The sequence below is a fragment of the Tessaracoccus massiliensis genome (assembly GCF_000826065.2).
Lineage (GTDB): Bacteria > Actinomycetota > Actinomycetes > Propionibacteriales > Propionibacteriaceae > Arachnia > Arachnia massiliensis_A.
Map to the genome: position 1 here is coordinate 330,340 of NZ_LN623542.1, position 21,516 is coordinate 351,855.

15 protein-coding genes are annotated in these 21,516 nt (G+C 68.4%); 10 read left to right on the forward strand and 5 right to left on the reverse strand.

The genetic code is table 11. The features are described from left to right. Window positions 1–201 precede the first annotated feature (201 nt). Genes BN1186_RS08615 through BN1186_RS08630 form a run of 4 tightly spaced genes read right to left on the reverse strand, consistent with a single transcriptional unit; the run spans window position 202 to window position 5,667 of the window. On the reverse strand, window positions 202–1,074 hold the full coding sequence (locus tag BN1186_RS08615) for an ABC transporter ATP-binding protein (protein WP_246043277.1): 873 nt from the start codon (window positions 1,072–1,074) through the stop codon (window positions 202–204). After that, window positions 1,052–1,930 carry an ABC transporter permease gene (locus BN1186_RS08620; protein ID WP_052459966.1) on the reverse strand — a complete coding sequence of 293 codons (879 nt, stop codon included), beginning with the start codon at window positions 1,928–1,930 and terminating at the stop codon, window positions 1,052–1,054. The genes BN1186_RS08615 and BN1186_RS08620 overlap by 23 nt, the downstream gene beginning before the upstream one ends. Further along, the gene (locus BN1186_RS08625; protein ID WP_040283640.1) at window positions 1,931–3,106 is read right to left on the reverse strand and encodes a glycosyltransferase; all 1,176 of its coding nucleotides are present in this window, start codon (window positions 3,104–3,106) and stop codon (window positions 1,931–1,933) included. Beyond that, complete coding sequence (locus tag BN1186_RS08630; protein WP_082031197.1) at window positions 3,106–5,667, reverse strand: glycosyltransferase family 4 protein; 2,562 nt, start codon at window positions 5,665–5,667, stop codon at window positions 3,106–3,108. Before BN1186_RS08630 ends, BN1186_RS08625 begins: the two co-directional genes overlap by 1 nt. 92 nt (window positions 5,668–5,759) lie before the next feature. Between BN1186_RS08630 and argG the strand changes: the two genes are divergently transcribed. The 6 genes from argG to wecC are packed head-to-tail and all read left to right on the forward strand — an operon-like array spanning window position 5,760 to window position 13,261. Continuing rightward, window positions 5,760–7,181, forward strand: a complete 1,422-nt coding sequence (gene argG, locus BN1186_RS08635) for an argininosuccinate synthase (RefSeq protein WP_040283642.1) — start codon at window positions 5,760–5,762, stop codon at window positions 7,179–7,181. 43 nt (window positions 7,182–7,224) lie between these two features. Next, entirely contained in the window at window positions 7,225–8,583 is a 1,359-nt protein-coding gene (locus BN1186_RS08640; protein ID WP_082031199.1) for a glycosyltransferase family 2 protein, read from the forward strand. Beyond that, the gene (locus BN1186_RS08645) at window positions 8,580–8,969 is read left to right on the forward strand and encodes a hypothetical protein (RefSeq protein ID WP_040283644.1); all 390 of its coding nucleotides are present in this window, start codon (window positions 8,580–8,582) and stop codon (window positions 8,967–8,969) included. Before BN1186_RS08640 ends, BN1186_RS08645 begins: the two co-directional genes overlap by 4 nt. Beyond that, window positions 8,959–10,473, forward strand: a complete 1,515-nt coding sequence (locus BN1186_RS08650) for a hypothetical protein (RefSeq protein WP_139650980.1) — start codon at window positions 8,959–8,961, stop codon at window positions 10,471–10,473. Before BN1186_RS08645 ends, BN1186_RS08650 begins: the two co-directional genes overlap by 11 nt. Further along, entirely contained in the window at window positions 10,470–11,999 is a 1,530-nt protein-coding gene (locus BN1186_RS08655; RefSeq protein ID WP_040283646.1) for a hypothetical protein, read from the forward strand. The genes BN1186_RS08650 and BN1186_RS08655 overlap by 4 nt, the downstream gene beginning before the upstream one ends. A 35-nt stretch (window positions 12,000–12,034) precedes the next feature. After that, window positions 12,035–13,261: a UDP-N-acetyl-D-mannosamine dehydrogenase gene (gene wecC, locus BN1186_RS08660; RefSeq protein WP_218975440.1), complete on the forward strand. Its 1,227-nt coding sequence runs from the start codon at window positions 12,035–12,037 to the stop codon at window positions 13,259–13,261. Window positions 13,262–13,353: 92 nt separating this feature from the next. Here wecC and wecB read toward each other — a convergent pair whose 3' ends face one another. Further along, window positions 13,354–14,496: a non-hydrolyzing UDP-N-acetylglucosamine 2-epimerase gene (gene wecB / locus BN1186_RS08665; protein WP_040283967.1), complete on the reverse strand. Its 1,143-nt coding sequence runs from the start codon at window positions 14,494–14,496 to the stop codon at window positions 13,354–13,356. Window positions 14,497–14,678: 182 nt separating this feature from the next. On the opposite strand from wecB, the gene BN1186_RS08670 reads away from it, so the two are divergent. The 4 genes from BN1186_RS08670 to BN1186_RS08685 all read left to right on the forward strand — a co-directional run bounded on the left by BN1186_RS08670 (window position 14,679) and on the right by BN1186_RS08685 (window position 21,492). Next, window positions 14,679–16,682, forward strand: a complete 2,004-nt coding sequence (locus BN1186_RS08670) for an acyltransferase family protein (protein WP_040283648.1) — start codon at window positions 14,679–14,681, stop codon at window positions 16,680–16,682. Between the two features lie 135 nt (window positions 16,683–16,817). Then, the gene (locus BN1186_RS08675; protein ID WP_040283649.1) at window positions 16,818–17,579 is read left to right on the forward strand and encodes a hypothetical protein; all 762 of its coding nucleotides are present in this window, start codon (window positions 16,818–16,820) and stop codon (window positions 17,577–17,579) included. 5 nt (window positions 17,580–17,584) lie between these two features. After that, entirely contained in the window at window positions 17,585–19,150 is a 1,566-nt protein-coding gene (locus BN1186_RS08680; protein WP_052459967.1) for a CgeB family protein, read from the forward strand. After that, window positions 19,147–21,492 (forward strand): CgeB family protein, encoded by a 2,346-nt coding sequence (locus BN1186_RS08685; protein ID WP_040283650.1) that lies wholly within the window; start codon window positions 19,147–19,149, stop codon window positions 21,490–21,492. The genes BN1186_RS08680 and BN1186_RS08685 overlap by 4 nt, the downstream gene beginning before the upstream one ends. The last annotated feature ends 24 nt before the right edge of the window (window positions 21,493–21,516 follow it).

Here is a 21,516-nt window from a genome sequence, read left to right on the forward strand (position 1 = left end):
AACCCCGCGAGTTTCCAAACAGGCCATCTCCACGCTTGGCGGTTTCGACACCGCTCGTAGAACTCGCGTGCTCAACCAACGTCGAGGGCTCAACCAGCGCGCGGACGTGCACGTCGCAACCCGCGCGCTGCAGGGCCGCGACGGTGCGGTACAGCCGGGCGTCAGCGGCGTCGTGGCCCGTCGTGACGATGGCGACCCGGCTCAGAAGTCCTCCATGATGATGGAGTCGTCGCCCACCTTCAGGAAGTCCAGGTACGCCTGGCACACTTCCTTCGGGTCGCCGCGGCGGATGAGGCGACCCTTGTGCAGCCACACCACCTCATCGGAGAGCTCCTGGATGGTGCCCAGCGCGTGCGAGACCAGCAGCATCGTGCCGGCCTGGTCCATGAGCGAGGCCATCTTCTGGTTGGCGCGGTCCTTGAACGCGGCATCGCCGGCCGAGAGCGCCTCGTCGATGATGAGGATGTCCGGGTCCATGTGCACCGCCACCGAGAACGCGAGGCGGGAGAACATGCCCGAGGAATAGGTGCGCATGGGCATGTCGATGAAGTCACCCAGGTCGGCGAACTCGGCGATCTCGTCGAAGCGTTCGGTCACCTGCGCGCGGGTCAGGCCGGCGGCCAGGCCGCCCAGCACGACGTTCTCGCGGCCCGTGAGGGCAGAGTTGAAGCCGACGCCGAGCGCGAGCAGCGTGGAGACCTTACCGTCGATCTCAATGCGGCCCTTCGACGGCGGGAGGATGCCGGCGACCGCACGCATCAGCGTGGATTTGCCCGCGCCGTTGGCGCCGATGATGCCGGTGCACTGGCCCTTGGGCACGTTGAAGGTGACCCCGCGGATGGCGCGCACCTCGCGGTAGTTGACCTGCTGGCCGCGCAGCCGCTTGACCAGGGCGTTCTTGAGCGTGTTCTTGCGCTCCATGAACACCTTGTACGTGATGTGTAGGTCGTCGATGACGATCGCCGCGCCCTCGTCGGTGCTGGGCGGGGCGACGGAGGCGTGGACCTCCGGCTCGGGGGCTCCTGGTTGGCGCTCCAGGTCTTTGGATTCGTCAGAGGCGGACAGCGAAATCACGCTCCCTCGAGATGAAGTAGAGAATGCCGCCGATGCTGAGCACCAGCGCCCAAGCAGCGGCCACCGCGACGTAGTGCCACTGCGGCCACTCACCGTGCAGGATGTCGCTCCAGAACCCGAGGAGCCCGAAGACGGGGTTGAGCAGGATCCAGTCGCCGGTGCGCTTACCGATCGAGTTGGTGAGGAACTGCTCGCCCGTGTACAGCACCGGGGAGGCGTAGAGCCAGATGCGGATGACGTAGGGCAGGAAGTTGGCGGTGTCGCGGAAGTACACGTGCCAGGTGGCCACGATGGACCCCAGCCCCATGCCGATCAGGGCGGCGAACAGCACCACCACCGGGATCAACAGCAGCGTCCAGGTGATGGGTCTGCCGAACACCACGTGGATGACGGCGTAGACGATCATCGTCGGCACGAAACGCCGCAGCGCCAGATACGTGTTGGCGAAGATCAGCAGCTGCTTGGGGAAGCTCATGTTCAGGATGAGCGAGCCCGCGTTCGTCACCGAGGTGGCGCACGCCTGCACGATGCCCGAGATGAGGAAGAACAGGAACAGACCACCCGCGATCTGCGGGAAATCCGCGCGGGGCACGCCGTTGGCGTCGAGTTGGCTTCCGCCGCCGATGATCATCACGAGCAGGAAGTAGACCGCCGCGAGCAGCAACGGGTTGAGGACCAGCCAGGCCTGGCCGAGGAAGGTGTTGGTGTTGCCCGCCCGGATGTTGGTGTCGCTCATCTCCTTCGCGAAGTCCAGGCGTGCCCACAGCTCCTTGAAGTAGTCGCGCAGGTTGGGGATGCCCGCCTTGTGCGGGGTGTACACCCTCCGCGTGGGCTTCACAGCAGTGTCCTTGGCCACTTAACCTTCTCCCCGGCCGTCCGCGTGCGCGGCTGCCAGCTTCTCGTAGACGGCCCGCAGGCGGGCGGCGTCGGCATCCCAACACAGGGCGGGGCGTGCCGTCTCGACATTACACACGTAGCGCGGGAAATCGGCAACGACGTCGCTGACGGCGCGCGCAAGGTCCTCCGCGTCGCCCGGCGCGTAGAGGGTGCCGAGGTCGTGCTCGCGGACCACCTTGGCCAACTCGCCGATGTCGGTGGCCACCACCGGCAACCCGAGGCTGACTGCGTGGAACAGCTTGTTGGGCAGCGCCAGGCGGTGGTTGGTCCACCTGTCCGAGTGCGTCACCAGCGCCAGCCCTGCGGCCGACATCAGCGCCGAGGCCTCGTCGAGTGGCAACGCCCCCAGCACGGTGGCGCGGCCGGGATCGAAGGAGGTCAACCACGTCTGGTCCGCCGGCCCGCACATCGTGATGGGCAGGTCGACGAGGCGGCTGGCCGCCGCGATGGTCTCGAGCTCGCGGTAGGCGGCGATGCGGCCGGCGTAGACCAGCCCGGTGGGCCGCTCCAGCACCAGCGGGTGGTCGCCGCGCAGCGGGAAGGTGTTGCGCACGACCGTGACGTCGCTCCAGCCATGCACGCCCTTGAGTGCGTCGGCCACGCCGTCGCCCACCGTGATGATGGCCGAGGCGCGCGAGCCGCACTCCCCCTCGATGCGCTTCTCGCGTGCGTCGGCGAGGGGGGTGGGGCGGAACTCGCGGGGCAGGCCCGTCCAGAGTTCGTGGGAGTCGTAGACCAGCGGCACGTCCCGCTCGCGGGCGAGTTGGTCCCCGGCCGCCAGGGCGGTGTAGTCGTGGGCGTGCACCACGTCGAAGTCACGGGTCTGCGCGTCCTTGACCACGCCGGCCGCCCATCGGCCGAAGGCGGAGCGGCGGTGCTCGGGCAGCAGCACCCAGCGCGCGAACCGCAGGTGCGGCGGGAGCTTCCTACCCGCCAGCGACCGCTTGCCCTCGCCGCGGAACACCGACGATGTGCCCACTGAGCTCACCGTGATGCCAGGCCCTGGCTCGAAGTCCTCCGGCACCGAGCGGCCGATGATGTGCACGCTGTGCCCGGCGTCGACGAGGGTGCGTGCCTCGCGCAGCACCCGGGTGTCCGTGGCCACGGAGGTGGCCACCAGCATGAGGATCTTCATCAGCGAACCGGCTCGGCCAGTCCCATGAACTCGGCCAGCACGTGCGCGCTGTGGGTGCCGTCGTGCCAGCGCGTGGCGTACTCGCGGCCCTCGGTGCCCAGGACGGCGGCGCGGGCGGGGTCTGCGATCAGCCCGAGCAGGACGTCGGGCAGTGTCTCCGAGGTGGCTTCGACCACCGGCACGTCGCCGTCGATCCGCTGCCGCACGCGGTCCGCCACGTGGCCGACGACGACGCGGCCCCCGGACATGGCCTCGACGGCGGTGATGCCGTAGTCGCCCAGGCGGATCTGGTCGATCACGATGTCTGCGGCGAGCATCTCGCGGCGCATCTCCTCGCGGGTGAGCTCGCCCAGGCCGCGGTAGACGATCTTCCCCTCCGCCTCGAGCCGGCGGCACACCTCGTCGACGCTCTCGGAGCCCTTCATGGACCGGCGGGACGGGACGTGGAACACGATGGGCAGCCCGTCGTGGGCCATGGGGGCGGCCTCGGTGCGCCATTCATCGGTGTCGACGACGACGGGCAGCCAGGTGGCCTGCGGCAGGTAGTCGAGCAGGTCGTTGGTGGTGACGAACACGGGGCCGTCGAAGCTCAGCACGTGCGGGGTGAGGTCTTCGACCTGGCGTTGCAGGACGGCGGTGAGCTCCTCCGTCGGGTCCCGGAAGGGCGAATCCGGCTCCATCGACGCGTGCAGCCGCGGGTTGCGGATGTCCGAGCCGTGGAACACGAGGCCCTGGCGGATGCCCTTCTTCGCGAACCAGCCCACCTCGTCGTAGAAGTGCGCGCCGAACTTGGCGCCGATGACGGAGCGGCCGGATTCGGTCAGCACGTGCGTGACGCGGTCTTCCAGCTTCGCCATGAGCTGCTTCTGCCAGGCGGGCGAGACCCACTGGCCGTAGGTGACCGTTTCGTCGACGGGGAACGTGAGGGACTGCTCGCGGTGCCGCCACACGGATTCGGCGATGGCCTCGGGGTACTCCCGCATGAGCGCCTTGGCCCACAACTGGGGAAGACCACCGGTGTTGGCACACCCGATGCGGATCCAGGGGCGCGGCTCGAACAGCTTCGAATCCGCGAGGGTGGCGCGCTGGCGCAGCATGTCGCTGCGGATGGCGGTGAGGTTGTCGTGCAGCTTCGTGGGCTGCAGGCCCTCCAGCAGCTTCGGGTCCGTAATGGATTTCGCCACGTCGACGATCACGTGCTCGATGTGCTCGAACGTGTGCTCGGCCACCACCTCGTCGGTCAGCTTGGCCTTGTACTGCTCGAGGTTGCCCAGCAGCTTCTTCGCGGCCTGCACGATCGAAGCCGGGTTGGAGTGTTCGAACACCTCGCCGATGCCCAGCGTGGTGACGCGCTCGGAGAGCCAGTCCATGTTGGAGGTGAGGATTGGCAGGCGCGCCTGAACCGCCTCGAAGTACTTGTTGGGGGCGGCCCAGTTGTGGTTGCCCACCGGCAGGAACGGCATGATCGCCGCGGTGCCGGAGGCCAGGTACTCGGCCACCTCGTGCGTGGGCGCGAACGGCACGAAGTGCACCCGGTTGCGCACGCCGTGCGTGGTGGCGAGGGCCTCAAGTTCATCAGTGTAGGAGCTCTCGCGGCGGGCACCGATGGCCAGGTGCACCCCGGGCAGGTCCTTCAGGGCGACGACGGCGTCGTGCACGCCGCGGTGGTAGCTGAGGCCGCCGGCGTAGACGAGCAGCGGGGCGTCGTCGTCGAGGTGCAGGAAGTCGCGGATGGTGAGCGGCTTGCCGGTCTCCGGCAGGTTCCCGATGGGCGAGTTGGGCACCAGCGGCGGAACCTCCGGCAGGTGGTACTGGTCGCGCAGGAACTCGGCGATGGGCTGGCACACGGTGACCGTCGCGTCGACGGCGGGCATGGCCTCGGTCTCGAGCGCGGGGAAGCCCTCGGTGATGTTGGGGTCGTCGCTGGCCAGGCCGTAGACGTACTCGCGGGCGTCGTAGAGCAGGCCCATCTGCTTGCCCTTGGCCTTCTGCAACTCCGCGACCTCGGCACCCATCGGCAGGAGGTGCACGTCTGTGACGATCAGGGCAGGGTCGAGATCCGCGATGACGTCGCGCAGCGCCTCCGTCATGACGGGCACGTGCGGGAGGGCGGAGCGCCAGTCGAACGGGGCGTTCGGGTCGTCCTTGGGCGGGTTGACCTTCTCGGTGGTCTTGGCCACGAGCTCCTGCGCGGGGCGCACCACCCGCTTGCGGGTCTGCTTCACCACGGCGCCGGCGGTCTCCTCCACGCGGGCGATGGCCTTGGCCACCTTCTGGGGCGGGCGGCGGCGCAACGTGAGGTGGAAGATCTTGCGGACGATCCGGTAGAGGATCGACGGCGGCTTGGGCCCCGTCGCGGGGGCCGGTCCGCCTGCCTTGGCCCTGGCCTGGCACAGGATGTACGGAATGCCGGCGATGACGCCCTCGTTGGGGATGCCGGTGCCGAAGCCCACCATCGTGACGCGGTAGCCGGCGGCCAGCAGCGCCAACGCGTTGCGTTGGGCTCGCGCGTCGATCTCGATGTTGTTGGGTAGCGCGATCACAGCATGGGGTCGCTGCATGCCTGTCCTCCAGCCTGGCCGACGTTACTAGTCGAGCATCCTACCGCCGGACACCGACGGAGCGGGTCTTCACCTGCGGCTACAGTGGCGCCGTGAGCAAAGTTCTGACCTCCCTTCCCGTCGGCGAGCGCGTAGGTATCGCGTTCTCCGGCGGCCTCGACACCTCCGTCGCCGTCGCCTGGATGCGCGAGGCCGGCGCCGTGCCCTGCACCTATACCGCAGACATCGGGCAGTACGACGAGCCCAACATCGAATCGGTGCCCGGACGCGCCCTGGAATACGGCGCGGAGCTGTCCCGGATGGTCGACTGCAAGCCGCAGCTCGTCGACGAGGGCCTCTCCGCCCTCGCCTGCGGCGCGTTCCACATCCGCTCCGCCGGCCGGGCCTACTTCAACACCACCCCCATCGGGCGCGCCGTGACCGGCACGCTGCTCGTGCGCGCCATGGTTGAGGACAACGTCTTCATCTGGGGCGACGGCTCCACCTACAAGGGCAACGACATCGAGCGGTTCTACCGCTACGGCCTGATGGCCAACCCTCAGCTCCGCATCTACAAGCCGTGGCTCGACGAGGCCTTCGTACGCGAACTGGGCGGGCGCGACGAGATGAGCGTCTGGCTCACCGAACGCAACCTCCCCTACCGCGACTCCAAGGAGAAGGCCTACTCCACCGACGCCAACATCTGGGGCGCCACGCACGAGGCCAAGACCCTGGAGGACCTCAAGGTCTCCCTCGAGACGGTGGAGCCCATCATGGGTGTGAAGTACTGGGACCCGTCAGTCGACATCGACACCGAAGAGGTCTCCATCCGCTTCGAGCTGGGCCGCCCCGTCGCCATCAACGGCACCCGCTACGACGACGCGGTGGCGCTGGTCATGGAGACCAACGCCATCGGCGGCCGCCACGGCCTGGGCATGAGCGACCAGATCGAGAACCGCATCATCGAGGCCAAGTCCCGCGGCATCTACGAGGCGCCGGGCATGGCGCTGCTGTGGATCGCCTACGAGCGGCTGCTGTCGGCCATCCACAACGAGGACACCCTCGCGAACTACCAGGCGCAGGGCCTCAAGCTCGGCCGCCTGCTGTACGAGGGCCGCTGGCTGGACCCGCAGTCGTTGATGCTGCGCGAGTCGATCCAGCGCTGGGTGGCCTCCGCGGTCACCGGCGAGGTGGACATCCGCCTGCGCCGCGGCGACGACTACACCATCCTCGACACCCGCGGCCCCCACCTCAGCTACCAGCCGCACAAGCTGTCCATGGAGCGCGTGGCCGACGCCGCGTTCGGCCCCACGGACCGCATCGGCCAGCTGACCATGCGCAACCTCGACATCGCCGATTCCCGCGAGAAGCTCGAGCTGTACGCCCAGCAGGGCACGCTGCTGGCAGGCCACGCCGATCTGATCGGCCAGCTGGAGCGAGGCGGCGCCGAGGCGATCGCGGAGCTGGGTGCGGCTGGCCCCTCGGAGGTCGACGAGGCGGTCGAGCGTTCCTCGATGGATTCCGGCACCGACTGAGCGCCTCCCGGGGCAGGACGCCACGAGACACTAGGCTGGCTGCGTGCCGCCCGAAGTGTCCGTCATCATCCCCTGTTATCAGGCGGTGGGCTACCTGCCCCGGTGCATCGGCTCCCTCGCGGCCCAGAGCCTCGACGCGGACCGCTTCGAGGCCGTCCTGATCTTCAACGGCCCCGATGACGGCGGCGAGCAGCTGGCCGCCGAGTTGCTGCGGAGCTCGGGGATCGCGCACCAGATCCTGCACAGCGACCCCGGCGCCGGCCGCGCCCGCAACGTCGGCATCGCCGCGGCCCACGCGCCCTGGACGACGCTGCTCGACGCCGACGATGAGCTCAGCCCGCAGTTCCTCGAGTTGATGCTGGCCGCCGCCACGGACCAGTCCGTGGTGCCGGTGGCCGGCGTCGTCGACCAGAGCTACGACGGGGTGACCACCCCCTGGTGGTTCAACGCCACCCTCGACGCCGCGGAGGGCCCGCAGAGCCCGGAGGCGTTCTATCCCCACCTCTCCATGAACGCTGGCAAGCTCATCCCCACCGCGGCGCTGCAGCGCCACCGGTTCAATGAGGAGCTCCGCAGCGGTGAGGACATCGTGCTCTACTGCGCCCTCTTCGACGACGAGCAGCTCCAGATGTCCGCCGCACCCGCCCAAGCGGGCGCGCAGTACGTGCGGCATGTCACCGCGTCTTCGGTGAGCCGCCAGAACAGCAGCTTCGACTTCATGGTCACCCAGCGCCTCGCCGTGATCGGCGAGCTCAACCGTCAACTCGACGCGGCCGCGGGGGAACTCGATGGCGTGCGCCGCGTCTCCATCGCCAGCCAGTGCCACTTCATCCGTCGCTACCTGCGGCAACACCCGGAGCAGAAGCCCGAGGTGATCGATGAGGTGACAGGGCACCACTTCCGCCACTTGGCGCCCTACCTGCGTCCCACCCCACCCCGCCGTGTACTGGTGTGCGGGGACTACCTGCGTCCCACCCCACCCCGCCGTGTACTGGTGTGCGGGGACTTCTCCCCCGCCGGCACCGCCGCCTCCCGCGAGGTCATCGGATGGATGGTCGACGGAGGGGAAGAATGGCAGGTGGTCTCCACCGCCTCCACGCAGGGCATGGACTGGGCGTTGACCTGGACCGTCGCCCTGTCCGTGGCCCGGCACGACCGCATCCCGGTCCCGCCTGAGGCCGATTCGGAGCACGCCACAGGAGAGTTCGTCGACGCGGCCCTCGCCTCGCTGGCCGACATGGGCGACCTCGACGTCGTCGCCACGTTCGGTCCCTGGCGTGCGGCCCACATCGCCGGCGCCCTGCACGCGGAACGCACCGGTGCCCGCTGGGAGCCGCACGCCACCCCACCCCTGCACGACGCGGACCTGAACCGCGATATCGACCGATGGAGGACGAGATGAAGAAACTGCGTTCGAGCGCCTACAAGATCGTGCTGGCAGCCTCAGTGCTCCTTGCCCTGGTCGCCGCGGTCCTCGGTGCGGTGGCGGCGGTGCAGGACGAGGCGGAGGTCCTCGGCTGGGCCGTCGCGCTGTGCGCCGCCGCTGTCGCAGGCCTCGCCGTCGCGCTGCACTTCCGCACCGGCCACATCCTGCAGGCGGCCCGCCGCGCCCAGGTCACCGGTCCGGCGCAGCAGGTGGTGGCGCAGGCCGGGCTGGTCGCCGTCGACGACTCGATCCTCACCGAGCTCCAGGAACTCCGCAAGAGCGTCAAGCTGAGCCTGAACAACGAGATGTTCCTGCTCGACGAGATCCAGCGAGTCAACGCCCAGCGCACCGATGACCACTGAGCTGAGCCTTCCGCCGGGAGGGTGGCGCTCCCCCGACGACACCGCACCCACCGTTGCCCTGGTGCGGCGGATGGTCGCGCTGCAGGCCTGGGCCGATGCCTCCCCCAGTTGGCAGGCGGCGCAGGCCGAGGCCTTGATCGACGAGGTGGCCGTGCTGCTGCGCGACCGGGCCTCCGGCTCCGCCGAGCAGCGTCGCGCGGTGTTCGACGAGATCACCATGTGCGCCCCGGGCCCCACCTTCCCCTGGGAGAAGGTGCAGCCCCTGGCCCGCGGGCTTGCGTTCCTCTACCAGTTCGCGCCGTGGGCTGATTCAGGTGCAGTCGTCGCGTCGAAGCGGATGCGAGACCGTGGCGACGTCGTCGATGTCATCTCGTGCAGCGGCGCCAACCGTCGCCGCATCGACCCCACCATCGCCCTGGTGGGCGCACCGTACGTGGGCAAGCTCATCCACCTCGATCTGCTCCAGGCGTGGGCGTCCTGGCCGGAGGTGCGCGCCTTCTGCGCCGAGGGCCTCAAGGCGGCCGAGGACCTGGGCGGCTCCCGCACCCACCTGTACACCCGCGCCATGTGGCCGCCGTCCCACTTCGCAGGGGCGCTCTGCAAGCTGCGTCACCCCGAGGTGCCGTGGATCGCCGAGTTCTCCGACCCGCTGTCCATCGACATCGAAGGCAACTGGCGGCCGGATCCGGAGGTGCCACGCGAGGACTGGTACGACCCGGTCTGGCGCGCCATCGAGGAACGGTGGGGCCCGGTTCCGGAGCGTCGCAGGGGCTTCTTCCCGTTCGCCGAGTGGGTGGCCTACGCGCTGGCCGACGAGGTCTGGTTCACCAACGAGCACCAGCGCGAACTGATGTTGGCCGTCATCGACGACGACGCGTTGCGCGAGGACGTCCGCCGCCGCTCGCACGTGAGCCACCACCCCACGCTCCCGCCGGAGTTCTACGAGCTCGTGCCTACCGAGTACACGGTCGACGACAGCAAGCTCAACCTCGCGTACTTCGGCGAGTTCTACGCCACCCGCGGCATCGGCGACGTGACCTCCGCCATCCGGCTGCTTCCGGACGAACTGCGCTCCCAGATCCACCTCCACGTGTTCACCAACTTCGTCCCGGCCGGCCACGGCGGGCGCCGCCCCGCGCACATGACCGAGGCCGCCTACAACGAGCTGGTCAACCGGGCGGTGCAGGGTGTGGGGGCCGACGGCATCGAGGACCAGGTCTTCATCAACCCGGCGCGCCCGTTCCTGGAGTTCCTCAACCTCACGCAGCGCTTCGACTATCTCATCGTCTGCGACGCACTCACTGCGGGCCACCACGAGCGCAACCCCTACCTCCCCTCCAAGTGGAGCGACTACGCCAACTCCGCGGCCGGCACCTGGGCGCTGGTGGAGGAGGGCTCGATGCTCAGCACCAAGCCCGCCTCCGCCATGAGCCCCGTGGGCGACCCCGAGGCCGCGGCCATCGTCCTCAGGCAACTGCTCGCGAAGCGGGAGGCGCGCCCATGAGCCGCGAACTCGGCGCCCAGTTGCGCGACCTCTGCCGCGACGGTGACCTCGTCGCCGCCAAGGCGCTCCTCGAGGCCTCCGCCGACGAACTGCTCACCGCCCAGCAGGACCCCGCCGCCGACGGCGCCCGTCTGGTGCTGGACCATGCGTCGTACCTGCGCGGCTGGGCGACGCTGCAGCTGCGGCTGGGACGCATCGTCGGGTCCGGGCCGGCCGCCCTCACCAGGCCCACGCCCGACCTCCTGCTCGTCTCTCACCCCGGCACAGACGTGCTGCGGCACTGGGTGGGTACTGCCGCGCGCATCACCCACCTGACGGTGGAGCAGTTCCGGGCTGAACTCGACGGCGAAGCCGACCCCAGCGCAGACCTCAGCGATGCCCTCGGCCTGCCGCTCGACCGCTATGCGGACCAGGCCATCGAGGCGATCACTGCGCAGGCGATCCAGCTGGGCGCGCCGTTGATCGTGGTGCAGGGCCGCCCCTGGCTCGCGGTCGCCGCCTCGGCCGCGGCCCATCGTCTGGGTCTGCCGCTCTGGTGGGATCTGCGGGGCGACGCCGTCGCGCTGAGCCAGATCCATGACGGGCGCCCCTACTCGGCACCGGTCCCCTCCCCGCCGGCCGACGCCGCCTTCCGCGCCGCCGCCTCCACCGCCCGCTTGGTGCTCGACGGCACCCAGGTGGCATACCTGCGGTCCCACCCCGAGCTCCGCGACCGCCTGCTGGCGATCAGCACGGGTCCGCACGGCACCGTGCCCACCCAGCCGAACGTCTGGGCGGCGTGGCGCGCCGTGCAGGACGGTCAGCTCGCCTCGGCCCCGCGCCGCCACTACGTCGGCGGGCTGCGCGCCGCCTCATCGGTGCCCTCGGTGCCCCGCATCGCGGTGCTCGGTACCTTCGACGGGTTCCCGCACTCCGACGTCGTGCTGAACCCCGCCGAGATCGTGCCGGAGGAGGTCGACGCCTTGGTGATCGACGCGCGGACGCCCGGGCTGTGGGATGAGGCGAAGGAGCGGGCCATCCAGGCCCGCACCGCCCACCTGCCGATCGTGGCGATCGGCCTGCCGGAGCCGGCGGAACGGCCGTTCGCCGACATCGTGGCCACCATCGGCCCCATCCCTCGCGAGGCACGCACCAGCGGGCACCAGCCGCAGTGGGGCTTCGCCGCGATCAGCGACAACCCGACGGGCTACCGCATCGCCCTCAGGGCCGCGTCGCTGGCCGTCGGGGCCGCGGCCTTCGCGCCCCGTCCGGCGGAACCGCCACGGCTCGAAGCTCTGGGCTTCAGCGCTCCCCGACCGCAGCTCACCGTCGTCATCGAAGAAGGCGAGCGCGCCGGGCACCAGATGACCCTCGACGACCTTGCCCGACAGACGCTGCACCGCTCCCTGTTCGAGTGCGTCGTGACGGAGCCTGGCTCGCCCCTCCAACAGCAGGGCCCAGCCGTCGTGAAGGTGGAAGCGGGTGCCCGGTTAGCCCCTGACTTCCTGCTCAGCCGCTGGCTGAGCGGCCCGGAAACCGTGGTGTAAAGTCCACTTCTGCTGATCTACGGAAGGCTATGAGCATGTTCTCGCACGTATGCGTGGTGGGGTTGGGGTACATCGGACTGCCCACCGCAGCGATCCTGGCGGCCCAGGGGATCAGGGTCACAGGTGTCGACGTCAACGAACGATCCGTCGCCGAGATCAACCAGGGCCACGTGCCGTTCGTGGAGCCGGATCTCGAGGCCTTCGTGGTGAGCGCCGTCAACCGCGAGCTCCTCACCGCCCAGACTGAGCCCGCGCCCGCTGATGCGTTCATCGTGGCGGTTCCCACCCCGTTCCACGCGGACAAGTCCGCAGACCTCTCCTACATCGAGGCCGCCACCCGCGCGATCGCCCCCCACCTGACGGGCAACGAACTGCTGGTGCTCGAGTCCACCTCCCCGCCCGGGGCCACGGAGTTCATGGCGGACGTGGTCTTCCAGGAGCGCCCGGAACTGAAGGACGCGGACCTCAAGTTCGCGCACTGCCCGGAGCGCGTGCTCCCCGGCCGCGTCATGACCGAACTGGTGGAGAACGACCGGATCGTCGGCGGGCTCACCCCTGAGGCAGCCGAGGCCGCGGCCGAGCTGTACCGCACGTTCTGCAAGGGCGAGATCCTCCTCACCGATGCGAAGACCGCTGAGATGGCCAAGCTGGTCGAGAACAGCTTCCGCGATGTCAACATCGCCTTCGCCAACGAGTTGTCGATCATCTGCGACAAGCTGGGCATCAACGTGTGGGAGCTCATCGAGTTGGCCAACCACCACCCGCGCGTCAACATTCTGCAGCCCGGCCCCGGCGTCGGCGGCCACTGCATCGCGGTGGATCCGTGGTTCATCGTTTCCGCCGTACCCGACGAGGCGCGCCTCATCCGCAGCGCGCGCACCATCAACGACGCTAAGCCCCAGTGGGTCATCGACCAGGTCAAGGCGGCCGCCTACGGGCTGGACCAGCCCGCCGTCGCGCTGATGGGCCTGGCGTTCAAGCCGAACATCGACGACCTGCGGGAGTCGCCGGCGCTGTCCATCGCGGCGCAGCTGGCCGACGAGATGCCCACGGCCCGGCTCCTGGCTGTCGAGCCCCACATCGAGGAGCTGCCGAAGGCGCTCGCGGGCCGCAGCAACGTGGCCTTCACCCAGACGGAGGACGCCATCGCCACCGCGGACATCGTGGTGGTTCTGGTTGATCACGACGCGTTCAAGCAGCTCGACCCCGAGCTCTTGGAGGGCAAGGCCCTCGTCGACACGCGCGGCCTCTTCCGCGCCTGATCGGTCCCTGAGCCAGCCGCCCCACGGCTGGCCGAAGGGCCCTCAACGTAGAAGCTGAGCCACCCAGGTGCCGCTGCCTCAGCCCCTGACCGTCAGCCCTCGAACTCGTCGATCCGCTGACCGACGCCCAGGAGCTCGGCAATCGCGGCGACGCTGCGCTCTGCTGCGCGCCCGTCGCCGTAGGGGTTGACCGCGTTACTCATGGCCGCGTACGCCTCCGCATCGTCGAGCAGGCGGCTGGCCTCGTCGACGATGGTCTGCCTGGCGGTGCCGATCAGCTTGACGGTGCCTGCGGTGACCGCCTCAGGCCGCTCAGTGTTCTCCCGCAGCACCAGCACCGGCTTGCCGAACGACGGCGCCTCCTCCTGCACGCCACCCGAATCAGTCAGCACGAGCTTGGCCCACTTCTGGGCATGGACGAACTCGGGGTAGTCAAGAGGCTCGACGATCACCACGTTCGGGAAGTCCTTGATGGCGGGGAAGATCACCTCGCGCACTGTGGGGTTCTTGTGCGCGGGGAAGACGAACAGCGTCTCCGGGTAGCGCGCGGCGAGTTCGGCCACGGCTGCGGCGATGTCCGCCATCGGCTCGCCCCAGTTCTCCCGACGGTGGGTGGTGAGGAGCACCATGTCGCGCCCGGCTGCGGCCTCGTCACGCAGCCGTTGGTCGCTGAACTCCACCGGCTTCTCCGCGGTCCAGTTGAGGGCGTCGATGACGGTGTTGCCCACCACGGCGACGATGCCGGGGTCGATGCCCTCGGCCAGCAGGTTGTCGCGCGACATCGTCGTGGGGGCCAGATGCAGCGCCGTCACCTGGCCGGCGAGGCGGCGGTTGGCCTCCTCCGGGAACGGCGAGTAGATGTTGCCGGAGCGCAGACCTGCCTCCAGATGGACGACGGGGATCTCCTTGTAGAAGCAGGTGATGGCACCCATCGCGACGGTGGTGGTGTCTCCCTGGACGACCACGGCGTCCGGCCGGTGCTCGTCAAGCACCTGTGGGAGGCGCTCCATGATCCGGGCCGACAACTCGGTGAGGCTCTGCCCCGGCTTCATGACGTCGAGGTCCGCATCCGGCTCCACGACGAACCACTTGTTGACCTGGTCGAGCATCTCCCGGTGCTGGCCGGTGCTCACGACGACGGGAGTCAGCGCGTCGGACTCCTCGAGCGCCTTGATGAGAGGGGCCACCTTGATGGCTTCCGGGCGGGTTCCGTAGAGGACCATGACCTTCTTCACGCGCACTCACCTTTCCTGGTTCCCGCGCCTTCGAGCGGCACGCTTTCTCGTGCGCAGTCTAGCCAGTGGCCCACCGTTCTCACGGATGCCACACCTGCCCGCGTTTCCCGCTCTGTGCACGCATCGGTTATCCTGTCGGCCGCTGTGCGCCCAGCGCAACATCGTAGAGAGCGGGGGGCCCTTTGTCTGTCATTGCTGAGGCACGACGTGCCCAGGCTGCTGCCGACGAGCCGAAGAAGCAGTACCTGTACGGGGTGCAGGGCCTGAGAACTGTCGCCGCCCTGATGGTGGCCGTCTATCACATCTGGTTCAACCGGGTCTCGGGTGGCGTCGACGTGTTCTTCGTGGTGGCGGGATTCTTCGCAGCGGGCTCGCTGCTGAAGATCACCACGCGCCCGTCGACGCAGGGCCGGCTCGGCGCCGCCGGCCAGTATCTGCTGCGGACCGCACGACGGGTCATCCCCTCCGCAGCGGTGGTCATCGTCGGCACTGTCGTGGCGGGTGTCCTCTTCCTGCCGAGGTCTCTGTGGCAGCCGACCTTCGCGCACGGGTGGGCCAGCCTCCTGTACGTCGAGAACTGGTATCTCATCCAGGCTGGTCATGACTATCTGCAGCAGGGCATGGCCGCCTCCCCCTTCCAGCAGTTCTGGGCGCTGGGCATCCAGGTGCAGAGTTACGTGCTGTTCGTGGCGGTGGCTCTGCTGGCGGCAGCCGCAACCCGCTTCCTGCGCGGTTCTGTGCAGAGGGGGCTCTTCCTGGCCTCCGCCCTCATCCTGGGCGCCTCGCTGTGGTGGTCCGTCACCATGACCGCTGAGGCACAGCCCGTGGCCTACTTCCATCTGGGTACCCGTTTCTGGGAGTTCCTGGCGGGGGTGCTGCTGGCGCTGGTGGTCACCAACCCGCGCGCCCCCAGGGCTGTCATGGCAGCCGTGGGCTGGGCGGGGCTCGTCGCAATGCTCCTGTTCGCCGCCGTGGCTGACCCCTCGTCACAACTGCCTGGCTTCCTCGCGCTGGTGCCGATCCTGGCTGGTGCCGCCATCATCGTTTCTGCCCAAGCTGGCGTTGACCCCTTCATCCTGCGCTGGCGCCCGCTGGTGTGGTTCGCGGATTCCTCCTTCGCGTTCTATCTCTGGCACTGGCCGGTCCTGGTGTATTACAAGTGGCAGTTCCGCGAAACGGTCGGGCCGCTGTCCGGCATCGCCATCATCGTCGTGTCGGCGGGCCTCGCCATCGCCACCACCTGGCTGGTCGAGAAGCCGGTGCGGCGCTGGCCGCTCCTGCAAAAGCGCCCGATGCTGTCCATCCTCGTCTCGGTGGCTCTCATGATGCCACCGGCACTGTCTCTGGCCGCATGGGAGAAGCTCGACGAGTGGCAGACCCAGGACGATCTGGCCGCGGTCGCGGCCGTCTTGGAGACCGGCACCGCTCCCTCCGGTGGGCTCGTTCCCTCCACCGCTGTCGCAGCCCTCGACAAGGCCGAGGCGTACTACAACGGTTGCCACACCCCCGGGCACTCCGCGGAGGTGAAAGCGTGCGAGGGGGGCGACCTCAGCGCCAGCACAACGGTGGCGATCGCCGGGGGATCCCACGAGGCCCAGTGGATCGATTCGCTCGCCCGCTTCGGCGAAGAGAGCGGCTTCCGCCTCGTCTCCATGACGAAGAGCGGCTGCCCCTTCGGCGATGTCGCCGATGCCGGTTTGAATGTGACCCCCTCCTGCGTGGAGTGGCAGGAGAGCATGCAGGACAAGCTCATCGAGCTCCAACCGGACCTGCTGGTCGTCATGGCCACGCGCAACGTCCAGGGCCGGGAGGAGTTCCCGGCCTGGAAGACCAGCGCCATCGAACGCCTCACCCAGGCAGGCGTGCCGGTGCTCGGTGTGCGCGACAACGCCATCGTCTCCCATCGGGTTCCTGAATGCATCGATCAGAAGGGCGTGGCAGCGTGCGGCTTCCCGCGGGCCAGCCTCTACCTGCCCGTGGAGCAACTCGATGTGCCGTTCATACCTGGGTTCACCTTCGTCGATCCGGTCGACGACTACTGCGACGCGACGTGGTGCCCAGTAGCCCGCGGTGGATTGCTGATGTTCTACGACGATTCCCACTTCACCAAGACCTGGACCCTGCTGCGCGGCGACACCATTCGTGATGCGGTCTGGCTGCAGATCTCATCGTCTGCCGAGAACTGAACTCCACGACGTGGCCCACCGGCGCGCGCGGCGCCTGCGGTACTATGACGCAGATCTACGCAAAGGACGAGACTGTTGACAGGCCCATCCCCCCAGACGGTGAAGCCCGGTAGGGGCAGCAGGCTCAGGCGGCGGATGGGCGCGCTACGGCGCAATCCTCGCCCCTACGTCCAACTCCTGCTGCCCGGGTTGCTGCTCCTGGCTGGCTGGGTCGCCCTCATCGCCGGGGCAGAGTTCGTCGGGCTCGGCTTGATGATCACCGCTGGGGTTGCCTCAAGCCTCCTGGTGTGGAACCGCAGCCGTGTGCTGCAACGTCGCCTCGACAAGGTCACCAGGTCCTCGGCCGCGGGCTATCAGCGACTGCTCGCAGCTTCGTCCGCCGCCCCGCTCTCCGTCGCCGCGGAGCAACCGCCACCGGCAGCAGCTGCGCCAACGCCGGACCCGAGTGGTGCCGGGCTCACCCGGGCTGACTTCGCGTTGGCCGCTGGGCTGCCGCCTGGTGTGGCTGATGCGATGGCGCTTGCAGCGCCCCAGCCGGAGCAGCACGCGCTCCTGGCAACACCGTCGAGTCACCTGATGCCTAGCCGGGCATGGGCCGCTGAGCATCACCACGCACAGTGGCTGACCATCACCGAGACCACGATGGAGAAGGCGCGCCGCTCGGCGCCCTATCTCGATACGGTGCTGCTTGTGGATCCACAGGATGAGCGCCCCTACGAAGCTGCCTTGGACCAGAGTTTCTTCTGGTGGCTGCCCCCTTCGTGTCGCGTACTCCTGGTGGCGGCGGATCCCGCAGACTTCGCCGCGAGGCTCGCCTCAACGCACCAGGTGCAACTGGGACTCGTGCAGGCCAGCGCCCTGTGCTCCGAAGCCGTCGTTCTGCGCCCGAAGGAGTGAGCCCAGTGTCCAACCCCGAACTGGCTGCAGCCATCCGCGGGATCCGGGTGGCGGCTCCACCGCCCCCGCCCAGCTTCGACACGCCGGCCGTCATGACGGTGCTCGACGACTTTTCTGAACAGTGCTTCCGAGACGTCGGCTTCTCTCTGTGGCCTGTGCAGCCCAACCCTGAGCCAGTCGATTTCGAGAGCATCAACCCGGCCTTCCTTCTGGTCGAATCCGCATGGAACGGCAACAGGGGCGCATGGCGCTACCAGGTCACCGGCAGCAAGGGACCGGGTCCGTGGCTGCGCAAGCTCGTCGAATCGGCCAATGCGCGTGGCATCCCCACGGTCTTCTGGAACAAGGAGGACCCTCCGCACTTCGAAGAGTTCAAGGCCGCCGCGGGGCTGTTCGACGTCATCTTCACGACGGAAGCCTCACTGATCGACCGGTACCGGGAACTCGCGCCGGACGCGAAGGTGGATCTACTTCAGTTCGCCGCCTCGACGGCTCTGCACCGCCCGACACGGGTTGACAACTTCCGGACCGGTGATGTCTGCTTCGCGGGGCAGTACTTCCGGCACAAGTTTCCTGAGCGCCGCGAGCAGATGGACTTCCTGTTCGCCGCCGCGGCCGAGCACGATTTCTCGATCTACAGCCGCATGCTGGGCGGGGATCCCAACTACGCCTTCCCTGAGCAGTACGAGAAGTTCATCGTCGGCTCGCTGCCCTATGCCGAGATGGTGGAGGAGTACCGCCGTCACAAGGTCTTCCTCAACGTGAACTCCGTGCCCAGTTCAGAATCGATGTGCGCCCGCAGGATCTTTGAACTCACCTCGGCCAAGACGATCGTGTTGAGTTCCTTCACCCCTGCCATCCGCAACGTCTACCCCGCAGATGAGGTACCGCTGGTCACCACCACCGAGGAGGCCTCCCAGGTGCTGCTTGACCTCATGAGCAATCCCACAGAGCGCGAAGCCATGGCCCACCGTGCCTGGCGGCGCACCGCCGGCGCCCACACTTACGCACACCGGATGCGTCAGATCACAGAGGCCGTCGGTCTGCCCTCCGAGGAGCGGGTGGAGGCCATTGCGCTGCTCACGCCCCCGGGTCTGCCCGGCGAGGCCCTTGAGGCTCTCGCAGCAGAACTGGTCACCCAGCAGTTCCTCCCAACGTTCCGGGCAGTATGGCTGCTGGAGCCGAGCGACGCAGGCAGGCTCAGCCCGGACACCCACAGGGCACTGCAACGGGCCAGCATCGCCGTCGACACCTCCGCCTCACCCACCTGGTGGGCGGCGTGGCACCCTGCTGTGACCCATGACGGGCACTACCTCCAGGATCTGGCCCTGTACGCATCGCGGTACTGCGACGGCGCAGCGTGGGCGGATCCGGCAGGGACGGCGAAGCAACGCGAAGAGACGTTCACCGACGAGGCCTCCAACGCCACCTGGCTGGCACGCGACGGTCATGCGGCCACGCACAGGCTCCGGCCATCCGCGCTGGAGCGTGCCCTCTCCACGGTGACAGCGCCGGATCTGTACCTGACGTCCGGCATCGGGGTACGCATGCGCGAGGGGATGAACCGATGAGAATCGCAATCTACGACGGCATCCTCGAGACCCACGTTGCTTCGTCCCTCGAACGGGCCCTGATCCGCCGTGGGCACACCGTGCTCAACACCGGCAAGATCGGGCACGGTTTCGAGTTCCCCCGGGCCGGAGCAGACATCAGCCATCTGGAAGCCGCGGTCGGTCAGGTGCTTGCCTTCCAGCCTGACGTGGTGCTGGTGATGCGCCCCGCGTCTCTTCCCCCGCAGTTGATCACCCGCTTCAAGAAGCGTGGCGTCCCGCTGGCCGTGTGGCTCTCCGATGATCCGGTGCTGTTCCACCTGACCTATGCTCCCCTGCTCGAGGAGTACGACTACGTCCTGCACTGCGGCACGGAACGGGTGCTGCAGCATTACGAGGATTTCTTCGGCCGTCCCACCGGGGTCAACTTCCCCTTCTGGACGGATCATGAGGCGTTCCCCTACGTGTGGGGCAAGGAGGAACCCGAATCGGATGTGTTGTTCCTCGGCAACGTGCACGATGCGGTGCGCCGCCGTCGCTACTTCGCGATCGGGCAGATGGCCGCAGACGTGCGGGTGCACGGCAACACCGGCGCCGACTATCTCGGCCTGGCCGGCGGCTATCTCGATTCAGACGCAGAGGTGGTCAGCGCCGGCGCTGCCGCACGGACTGCGCTGAACATCCCTCAGTTCTTCAAGGATCACCGTGGTCTGCCGACGTGGTTCCCAGGCCTCGACGAGTTGGGCTTCTTCGAGTATCCCAGCCGCGTCGTCCAGTACATCGCCATGGGCCTGCCCGTCATCAGCATCATCCCCGGTGTCGAGAAGTTCGACTCGCTGCCGGAAATGCTGGTCGTGCCTGATCTGGCAGCCGCTGACGCAGCCGTCGCAGAGCTGCTTTCGGGAGACCTCGCCACTCTCAGCCGGGCGGTGGAAACGCGGTTCAGCCGCCATTACAGCGCAGAAGCCCGCGCCATCGCCTTCGAGTCCTTCCTCGCCGACGATTCGTGGCGCAGTCTGGACGCCCATGAGCGCAACATGTGGTTCACCCAGTTCGATGGGAGTGCCCCCACCGGAACCGCCCGGGCGCGGGAGTCTGTCGCGGTGGAAACCTCGCCGACACAGATCCTCGTGGTGGGCACCGGCTTCGACCGTCCCACCTCGAGGGCGGCCGTCACCCTACGGGCGTTGAACAACCTCGGCCATCAAGCCCGCCCCTATGACCCTGAGCACGGGGGCGCCGTCGACGGTACTGCGGGCATCGTCTGTTGCGGCACCCAACTGGCGGACAAACTGCCGGAGGCGCCAGGCAACCCGTGGGCAGTCTTGATCCACGAAAGCGCTCATCAACCCCGCGACGTCGCCGTGCCTCTGACCAGATTCGACGCCATCGGTGTGGCTGACGCCTCCCTGGCCGCCAAGCTGAGTGCGGCGGGCCACCGAAACGTCCTCTTCTGCCCACCGGCTGTCGATGCAGACTTCCTGAAGCACTGCGCGGCCGCCACCCCCAGCGCGATCGTCCAGACACACACCAGTTCCGCCGCCGACCAGCTGTTCGCTCCCGCATTCACCGCCGACGTCACCGATCCCGGGATGCGCCGACAGACATTCGAGAGCCTACGAGAGCTCGATCTGCCGGAGTTGGCCGACTCGCTGCGCTCCCACGTGGGCCTCATCGGCCTGCGGGGTAACCGCACCGCACCTGTCATCGATGAGATCACGCCCTTCGCTGCGGTGGCGGCCGACGTGGTTGTGCTGCCTCGCATCGCCCCCTGCGAGCTCATCGCACCGTACGGCGACATCGCGGTCCAGGTGCGCGAGCGCGGCGAACTCGCGGTGAAACTCAGGCGCCTCGGCACCTCCGCCACTGCGCTGGCGGAGTTCTCGGAAGCCGACAAGAGCGTGCTGCACGCGGAGCCCACTCTGCGCGCTCTGCTCAGCCAGGCGACGCACCGCAGGCAACCTACCGGGCGGCCCGGGCGATACCCCACCGGCCTTCCGTACCTCAGAATGGCCACCCGCCCCGTCGAAGCCGATGAGCCCGTCGGCACCACCATTCTGCGTGTGCTGGAGCTACAGGTGAGCGTCAGTTCGGGGGATCACAGCGATCACCTGCTGCGGATCTACCACGAGTCGGAAGTCATCCTGGAGGCGCCTGCCCGCCCGGAGCTCACCGTCGTGGTGCAGGCGGGCGCCGGTCAACATCTCGGCCGGATCATGGCCGATCTGCTGTATGTGGGACCACCCACCATCTCTCCCGCTTCGGAACTGGGCGTCCTGACAGGTAGAGCCCGCAGCCTCACAAGCATTCCCGGCGCGGGGGCCCGATCCTCCAGCACGCGGGCCTGGATCCTCACCGGCTGATCCAGCTGCACTCCTTCGCGAAAG

Coding starts and splice junctions, on each gene's coding strand:
- BN1186_RS08625 (WP_040283640.1), bottom strand. CDS start 3,106: ATGAAGATCCTCATGCTGGTGGCCACCTCCGTGGCCACGGACACCCGG.
- BN1186_RS08655 (WP_040283646.1), top strand. CDS start 10,470: ATGAGCCGCGAACTCGGCGCCCAGTTGCGCGACCTCTGCCGCGACGGT.
- BN1186_RS08630 (WP_082031197.1), bottom strand. CDS start 5,667: ATGCAGCGACCCCATGCTGTGATCGCGCTACCCAACAACATCGAGATC.
- BN1186_RS08645 (WP_040283644.1), top strand. CDS start 8,580: ATGAAGAAACTGCGTTCGAGCGCCTACAAGATCGTGCTGGCAGCCTCA.
- BN1186_RS08650 (WP_139650980.1), top strand. CDS start 8,959: ATGACCACTGAGCTGAGCCTTCCGCCGGGAGGGTGGCGCTCCCCCGAC.
- BN1186_RS08685 (WP_040283650.1), top strand. CDS start 19,147: ATGAGAATCGCAATCTACGACGGCATCCTCGAGACCCACGTTGCTTCG.
- BN1186_RS08675 (WP_040283649.1), top strand. CDS start 16,818: ATGGGCGCGCTACGGCGCAATCCTCGCCCCTACGTCCAACTCCTGCTG.
- wecC (WP_218975440.1), top strand. CDS start 12,035: ATGTTCTCGCACGTATGCGTGGTGGGGTTGGGGTACATCGGACTGCCC.